At 65.1% G+C, this 7,158-nt stretch carries 8 protein-coding genes and 1 pseudogene; 4 read left to right on the forward strand and 5 right to left on the reverse strand.

Annotated features, from left to right (window positions below):
• Together A5704_RS29015 and A5704_RS03140 are read left to right on the forward strand one after the other, a co-directional pair.
• The coding region (locus tag A5704_RS29015) for a hypothetical protein (RefSeq protein ID WP_231968754.1) at window positions 1-185 on the forward strand (185 nt) is incomplete at its 5' end.
• 65 nt (window positions 186-250) lie between these two features.
• Window positions 251-820, forward strand: coding sequence for a thioesterase family protein (locus tag A5704_RS03140; protein ID WP_231968756.1), 570 nt, complete (start codon window positions 251-253; stop codon window positions 818-820).
• Between the two features lie 35 nt (window positions 821-855).
• On the opposite strand, the gene A5704_RS03145 is transcribed toward A5704_RS03140, so the two are convergent.
• Genes A5704_RS03145 through A5704_RS03155 form a run of 3 tightly spaced genes read right to left on the reverse strand, consistent with a single transcriptional unit; the run spans window position 856 to window position 4,147 of the window.
• Complete coding sequence (locus A5704_RS03145) at window positions 856-1,710, reverse strand: SDR family oxidoreductase (RefSeq protein ID WP_067748089.1); 855 nt, start codon at window positions 1,708-1,710, stop codon at window positions 856-858.
• Window positions 1,711-1,721: 11 nt separating this feature from the next.
• Complete coding sequence (locus A5704_RS03150) at window positions 1,722-2,522, reverse strand: mycofactocin-coupled SDR family oxidoreductase (protein ID WP_067748087.1); 801 nt, start codon at window positions 2,520-2,522, stop codon at window positions 1,722-1,724.
• A complete protein-coding gene (locus A5704_RS03155; RefSeq protein ID WP_067887324.1) occupies window positions 2,522-4,147 on the reverse strand; it encodes an NAD(P)/FAD-dependent oxidoreductase in 1,626 nt (541 codons plus the stop codon). The genes A5704_RS03150 and A5704_RS03155 overlap by 1 nt, the downstream gene beginning before the upstream one ends.
• 132 nt (window positions 4,148-4,279) lie before the next feature.
• On the opposite strand from A5704_RS03155, the gene A5704_RS03160 reads away from it, so the two are divergent.
• Complete coding sequence (locus A5704_RS03160) at window positions 4,280-4,597, forward strand: 2Fe-2S iron-sulfur cluster binding domain-containing protein (RefSeq protein WP_067748083.1); 318 nt, start codon at window positions 4,280-4,282, stop codon at window positions 4,595-4,597.
• 8 nt (window positions 4,598-4,605) lie between these two features.
• Window positions 4,606-5,469, forward strand: coding sequence for a mycofactocin-coupled SDR family oxidoreductase (locus A5704_RS03165; RefSeq protein WP_067748080.1), 864 nt, complete (start codon window positions 4,606-4,608; stop codon window positions 5,467-5,469).
• Between the two features lie 84 nt (window positions 5,470-5,553).
• Here the strand turns inward: A5704_RS03165 and A5704_RS03170 are convergent, their stop codons facing one another.
• Together A5704_RS03170 and A5704_RS03175 are read right to left on the reverse strand one after the other, a co-directional pair.
• Window positions 5,554-6,456 (reverse strand): alpha/beta fold hydrolase, encoded by a 903-nt coding sequence (locus A5704_RS03170; RefSeq protein ID WP_067748093.1) that lies wholly within the window; start codon window positions 6,454-6,456, stop codon window positions 5,554-5,556.
• Window positions 6,457-6,618: 162 nt separating this feature from the next.
• Window positions 6,619-7,158 (reverse strand): annotated as a pseudogene (locus A5704_RS03175) (4-hydroxy-2-oxovalerate aldolase); the annotation flags it as partial.

Genomic DNA, 7,158 nt, shown 5'->3' on the forward strand with positions numbered 1-7,158 from the left:
AGGCGGCCGATCCGCTCGGCCTCGGGGGCCTGGTCGCGCAACTGATCCGCCATCGCCACGACCCGGTCGAGTACCCGCTCGCTCATGTTGGTGTCCTTTACGTCTGTGGGCGTAGTAATGATCTATTGAAGTCCGCGGCCCACTGGACGCTGTTCCCGGTCAGCGGACGCCGAGATAAGACGTGAGCTGTCGTCCGACAGTCGGGACACACGGCAGCCAGGTCCCATCGATGCGCCTAGCGTCAGCGCCTGTGGACCAGGTTCAGGGAGCAGCATCTCGATGCGGCCATAATCAGCAGGCACCGACGCCGGAAGAGCAAAGCTTGCCGTCGGCTGCCCAAGTGGCCCAATTGCGCTGTGCCATCACACGGAATGTGTCCCGTGACTTCATCGATGGGAACGGCCACATGAACGTGTTGCATTATCTGGATTTCGGTTCGGCCGCCGCCGATGCGTTGGTGCGTGAACTCGGGATCGACGACGCCTATCGGGCTGATCGACAGCTCGGCCTCTTCACCGTCGAGCACCACCTGCGCTACTACAGCGAGCTGATCGAAGATGACACGGCCGATCTCTACGCCCGCGTCCTTGACCGCTCACCCAAGGTGGTGCACATGATGTCATTCGCCGTGGATCGGTACCGGCAACGCCTATCGGCGACACTTGAGATGGTCCTCGTGCACGTCGATCTGACCCGCCGGCTGCCCGTGGCGATGCCGGTCGACATCGCCGCTGCTTTCGACGAGCACGTCAGGTACTCGTCGACCCTGGAGTGGGCCGCGCCCGTCTGCGGCGCGATGGGCGTGCGACGTCAACCATGAAACGGCCAGCGGCCCGGTGATTACCGCCGTCAAACCTATCGCCGGCGGCCAAACCTCAGCAACCGCCACATATACCGCGGCAGTTGCGGAGTCGGGACGCGGGCCGGCCAGTCGTCGGCGCGGAAGTAGGCATCAGACCCGCCGTCGACGAAAAGCACACTGCCGCTGAGAAAGGCGGCGGCATCCGACAACATGAACACCATCCAGTCCGCGAGGTGCGTGGGATCACCGAACCCACCGACCGGGACCGGGAACGCGCGGATGGCCCTGGCTTCACGCGGTGTGGCCAGCTGTCGCTCGAGCAGGGGGGTCATCACCGCGCCCGGAGCGATCGCGTTGAGCCGGATACCCGCACCCGCCCACGCCGGTGTCACTGCGGTCCGACGCACCCAGCGCGCCACCGCGATCTTCGATGCGCCGTAGGCCATCGAGGGGGCGGCCGATCGGAACACTCGTAGTGCACGCTCGGCCTTGTGGAGATCGCGGCCCAGTAACGCCCGCACGGCTCGCTGGGGCACCAACGGCATTGTCGTCGACGAATTACTGCCCACAACCACGACTTTCGCATCGCCGGCCGCCGCCAGTGCCGGGTGCCATGCCTCTAGGAGCTCGACCACACCTAAGAAGTTCACCGCCAGGATCCGGGCCGCGCTACCCGCGCCCGGGGTGGGGCCCACACCAGCGGCCAGCACGGCACCGTCGAGTCGACCGTCGCCGGTAGCGCACACGGCAGCGGCGGCCGTCCTGCGTCCGTCGGGAGTGGACAGATCCGCCACGACGTCAGCGTCCTGAATGTCGACGCCGATCACGCGGTGACCCGCGGCCAGCAGTTTGCGGACGACGGCTTGGCCCATGCCCGATGCCGACCCGGTGACGGCGTAGGTTCCCATCCGCGTCGCTGCTAGGCCTTGGCTAACAGGCCGGCATCGACCACGAGCTGGGTGCCGGTGATGTAGCGGGCGTGGTCGGAGGCCAGGAAAACCACGGCGTTGGCGACGTCTACCGGCTCCACCCACGGAACCGGGAGCAGGTGGCGAGCCGCGAGCGCTTCTGCAGCGTCGGCCGCCGTCGGGCTGGTCAGGTCAGGCCGAAGGCGTTTAAACGTCGCCTCGTTGAGCACCATCGAGGTCCCGACCGCTCCAGGATGAACAGTATTGACGCGAATGGCGCGCGGGCCCAGTTCGTTGGCCAGCGTGCGCGCCAACCCAACCACGGCATGCTTGCTCGCAGTGTAAGCAGCGGTGGTGGCCGTGCCGCGAAGACCGTTGGTGGAGCTGATAATCACGACGGACCCGCCGCCCTCGCCGAGGTGCGGGACGGCGGCTTTGACGGTGTGCCAGACGCCGGTCACGTTGACATCCAGGGTCTGCTGCCAGTCGTGGGTAGTGATCTCCCACGTCGGAGCCGACACCGTGTGGACGCCTGCGTTGGCTACGACGATGTCAAGGCGTCCCAGGTCGGCGACGGCGGCGTCCACCGCGCCGGTCAGTGCGCCCAAGTCGCTGACATCGGCCAGCCCCGTCACCGCGCGTCGGCCGCGCTGCGCCACCGCGGCGGCGGTCTGTTCGAGGTCTTCTGCTGCCGCCGGCACGTCCACCGGGATGACGTCGGCGCCTTCGTCTGCGAATCGCTCGCACAGGGCGCGCCCGGTGCCGCGCCCAGCGCCTGTCACCAGCGCCACACGACCCGACAGGCTCGACATCAGGGCGCCTTGGTCAGCGAAAACCCTTTGTACCCAGCCTCGGCGACTTCATTGCAGATGTCGAGGTAGGTCCCAAACCCGCCGAGGAACAGCATGAACACCCGCGGCTTGCCAGGCACGTTGGCGCCCATGTACCAGGAGTCGGCCTTGGTGAACAGGGTGGCCTCGGCTCGGCGCGCGCATTCGGCGACCCAGTTGTCCACCGCATCGGGAGTCGCCTCGATCGCCGTGTAGCCGTGATCGTCGAGATATCTGATCGAGTCGGCGATCCAATTCACATTCGCCTCGGCGTGCAGCACCATGTTGGCCAGCACCGCCGGCGCGCCGGGGCCGCACACGACGAACAAGTTGGGAAAGCCGTCAGTGCTCAGACCCAAGTAGGTTCGCGGCCCATTGCTCCAGTCATCGCGCAGCCGTTTACCGCCCCGGCCGACGATGTCGATTCTGGCCAATGCCCCTGTCATCGCGTCAAATCCGGTAGCCAACACGATCATGTCCAGGTCGTAATGGGCGTTGCTGGTGTTGACGCCGGTGGCATCGACAGATTCGATCGGCGTGTCTCGCACACTGATCAGTGTCACGTTGGGGCGGTTGAATGTCTGAAAGTAGTTGCTGTCGGTGCAGATCCGCTTGGTGCCGATCGGGTGATCCGTGGGGATCAGCAGTTCGGCCAGCGCGGGGTCATCAATGATGGCCCGCACTTTCTCCTCATAGAACTTGCGCGCCTCCTCGTTGGCGTCCGGGTCGATCATCTGGTCGGAGAAGGTTTTGGAGAACAGCACCCCGCCGAGATCCCAGCGTTTTTCGAACGCCGCGCGCCGCTCTTCGGGGCTGGCTTGCATCGTCAGTTTCGGATGGGCGATGTGCGGTGAGCCGCCGCCGCTGCGCCATGATAAGCGCCTGCGTTCGGCGTAATTGGCCTTGACCCGGGCCCGGTCTTCGTCGGTGAGAGGCCGATTGCCGGCGGGGACGCTGTAATTCGGGGTGCGCTGAAAGACGTAGAGTTGCGCGGCTTGTTCCGCGATGATCGGGATCGACTGAATGCCCGAAGATCCCGTCCCGATGACCGCGACGCGCTTACCGGTGAAGTCGACCGTTTCGTGTGGCCATGCCGCGGTGTGGTAGATCTCGCCGGTGAAACGGTCGAGGCCGGCAAAAGGTGGGGTCATCGCCGCGGACAATGGGCCCGTCGCCACCACACAGAACCGCGCGCTCACTCGTTGCCCGGTATCGGTGGTCACCGTCCACCGCAACCGCTGCTCGTCGAGAACCGCCGACGTGACACGGGTGTTGAAGACGATGTCGCGGCGCAGATCCAACCTGTCGGCCACCCAGTTGATGTAGCGCAGGATCTCCTCTTGGGTGGCGTACTTTTCCGACCAGTCCCACTCCTGTTGCAGGTCATCGGAGAACGAATAGCAGTAGTCGACGCTCTCGACGTCGCAGCGGGCGCCCGGATACCGGTTGAAATACCACGTGCCACCCACGTCGGGACCGGCCTCGAACACCTTGACCGTCAACCCGTCGGCGCGCAGCTTGTGCAGGGCGTAAAGCCCGGCAAAGCCGGCACCTACGACCACCACGTCGATGCCCTGGTCCAACCTGTCGTTCGTGCTACTGGTCACGAACAGCGACGGTAGGGCCGCTGCGCCCGGAATCGCAGGAGACGTCCCGGTGACTGGACGCCGGGATGGCGACCTCCCGTCCATCGGAATCCGACCACGACATCACGGACCAATGTGGCAAGGATCGGCCGCATGGCAGATGTCGAAGAACAAGGCGCCGCCCTGTGCACCGATGCCGCGGTGGCCACCGTAGACGTCGAGTTGGACGGTGCTCTCCATCGACTGCAATGGCGCCGCGACCAGACCCTGGTCGAGATGATGCTTGACGCCGGGATCAATGTGCCGCATTCGTGCCGAGAAGGGCATTGCGGCTCCTGCGTGGCGACCTTGATTTCCGGGGAGGTGGATATGGCCGGTGGAGATGTGCTGGGACCCGAAGACCGCGCCGACGGCTTGATCCTCGGGTGTCAAGCCCGGCCAGTGACCGACAACATCCACATTGAGTTCTAGGCGCATGAATGGCGTGCCGATATGACAGAGGTTGCGACGTGACCGGCAGGGTCGCTGGGAAGGTGGCCCTGATCACGGGCGCGGCGCGGGGAATCGGGCGTGCGCAGGCGGTGCGGTTAGCCCAGGAGGGCGCCGATATCGTGGCCCTTGACGTGTGCGCTCCCGTTGACACAGTGGTGGTTCCGCACAGCACAGTCGACGACCTGGAGCACACCGCCGCCCAAGTGCGCGATACCGGCGCCAAAATACATACCGAGATCGTCGACGTGCGCGATGTCGACGGCGTCCAGGCGGCCACCGATCGCGGTGTGCGACGGCTGGGAAGATTGGACGTGGTGTGTGCTACCGCTGGGATCACTTCGCGTGCACTGGCGCTGGACCTCACCGAGGCGGCCTGGCGGACTATGTTGGATGTCAACCTCACCGGTGTGTGGCACACGTGTCGGGCCGCTGCGCCGCACCTGATTGCGCAAGGTGGGGGTGCGATCGTCCTGACCAATTCGATCGCAGGCCTTCGCGGATTGGTGGGCGTCGCCCATTACACCGCGGCTAAGCACGGCGTGGTCGGCCTGATGCAGAGCCTGGCCAAAGAACTTGCGCCGCAGAATGTCCGAGTCAATTGCGTCCATCCGACCAATGTGGACACTCCGCTGATTCAAAACGACGCAGTGCGCAGCGCGTTTCGTCCCGACCTCGACAGGGCGCCGACGCGTGCCGAGTTCGCCGAAGCGGCCCTTCGCATGAACATGCTCGCGGTGCCGTGGGTCGAACCGGACGATGTCGCCAACGCCGCTTTGTTTCTCGCTTCCGACGAGGCGCGCTATATCACCGCGGTCACGCTGCCCGTCGACGCTGGTGCGACTCAACGATAGGGAGGGCGCAACATGAAAGAACTGTCCGCTGGCTTTCTTTCCCTTTGTCACGCTGGATAATCCGGAGCCGCATCTGCACCGCCGTTACACCGAATGGGCATCATGCTGCCGTGAGAGGAACGCCAGCACGGTGCTTTCGAAGGCTTGCTTCGCTTCGATCATCGCCCAGTGCCCGGACTTGGGAAATACGTGAAGTTCGGCGTCTTGGATGGTGCGCATCGGAATCAGCGCCATATCCGGTGGACTCACTCGGTCGTCGCGACCCCATGTAAGCAGCGTGGGGACGGTCAACTTGTGCAGGGCTGCCCACGGCATCGGGTTTTCGGACGCGGCCATCGCGGCGTTCATCGCGGCAAACGCCGCTTTGCCGTACATGCGGCGCGCCGCGGCCAGGGTGTCCGGATCGGTGGCCAATTGCCAGCGTTCCTCGACCAGTTCGTCAGTGATCAGGGACTGGTCGTACACCATCGATTTGAGCCAGTCGACCAGCCGCTGCCGAGTCGGGTCTTCGACGAACTCCTGCAACAGCCGAATGCCCTCACTCGGGCTGGGGCTGAAGATGTTGATGCCGATCCCGCCGATCGTGACCAGACGGTCGACACGATCGGGGTTGTGGATAGCGAAGTTGATGCCCACACCCCCGCCCATCGAGTTTCCGACGATGTGTGCCTTTTCGACGCCAAGCGCATCCAGGAACGGCGATACGGTGCCAAATGCCATGACCATTGGGTGGCCGCCGAAGTCATCGCTGACGCCGAAACCGGGAAATTCCAGGATGATGCAGCGGAAGTGCTCGGCGAAGGTGGGCAGGATGCCGCGGAAGTTGCGCCATCCGGTGACCCCGGGACCCGAGCCATGCAAAAACAGCAGCGGCTGCGCCGCCGTGGCCTCCGGGCCAGTGTCGTAGTAGCGCAAAATCCCTTGCGGTAGCAGGATTTCGCGTACGTCCTGCTCGCCTAGGAAGACCTTTTCGGAAGTGTCTGTCACGGTGTCAGCCTGCCACGGCGTCGCGGGTGGCACGCCGCGGTGTTCCGCTGACCGGGTGGTGCGATGACTGGCGCTGGATAGTGTCGTCACGGCGGACTGTGGTCCGACGACGCGGTCGGCGACACCTGTTGCTGCACAGCCGACTTGCGTCCACCAGGTTTGTCACGCCGTGTGCTGCTCGCGTTTGATTTCCAGGGCGATGTCGATGAGTTGGTCTTCTTGGCCGCCGATGAGTTTGCGTTGACCGGCGCGGTGTAGTAGCTGGTGGGCGGGCACGCCGTAGCGTTCGGATTGGCGGATGGCGTGCTTGAGGAAGCTTGAGTAGACCCCGGAGTAGCCCATGATCAGGGCGTTGCGGTCCAGCAGGCACTGGGCGGGCATGGCCGGGGCGACCACCTCTTCGGCGGCGTCGGCGATGTCGAAGAAGTCGATGCCGGTCTTGACGCCGATCTTGTCGAACACGCCGATGAGGGCCTCGACGGGCGCGTTGCCGGCTCCGGCGCCGAACCGGCGACACGAGCCGTCGATCTGCTTGGCGCCCGCGCGGACGGCCTCCACCGAGTTGGCCACCCCGAGCCCGAGGTTTTCGTGGCCGTGGAAGCCGACCTGGGCGTCGTCGCCGAGTTCGGCGACCAGGGCCGCGACCCGGTCGCGCACCCCTTCGAGGACCAGCGCGCCGGCCGAGTCGACCACGTAGACGCA

Origin of the sequence: Mycobacterium sp. E735, from assembly GCF_001666955.1 — a bacterium.
In the GTDB taxonomy this organism is placed as follows: Bacteria; Actinomycetota; Actinomycetes; order Mycobacteriales; family Mycobacteriaceae; genus Mycobacterium.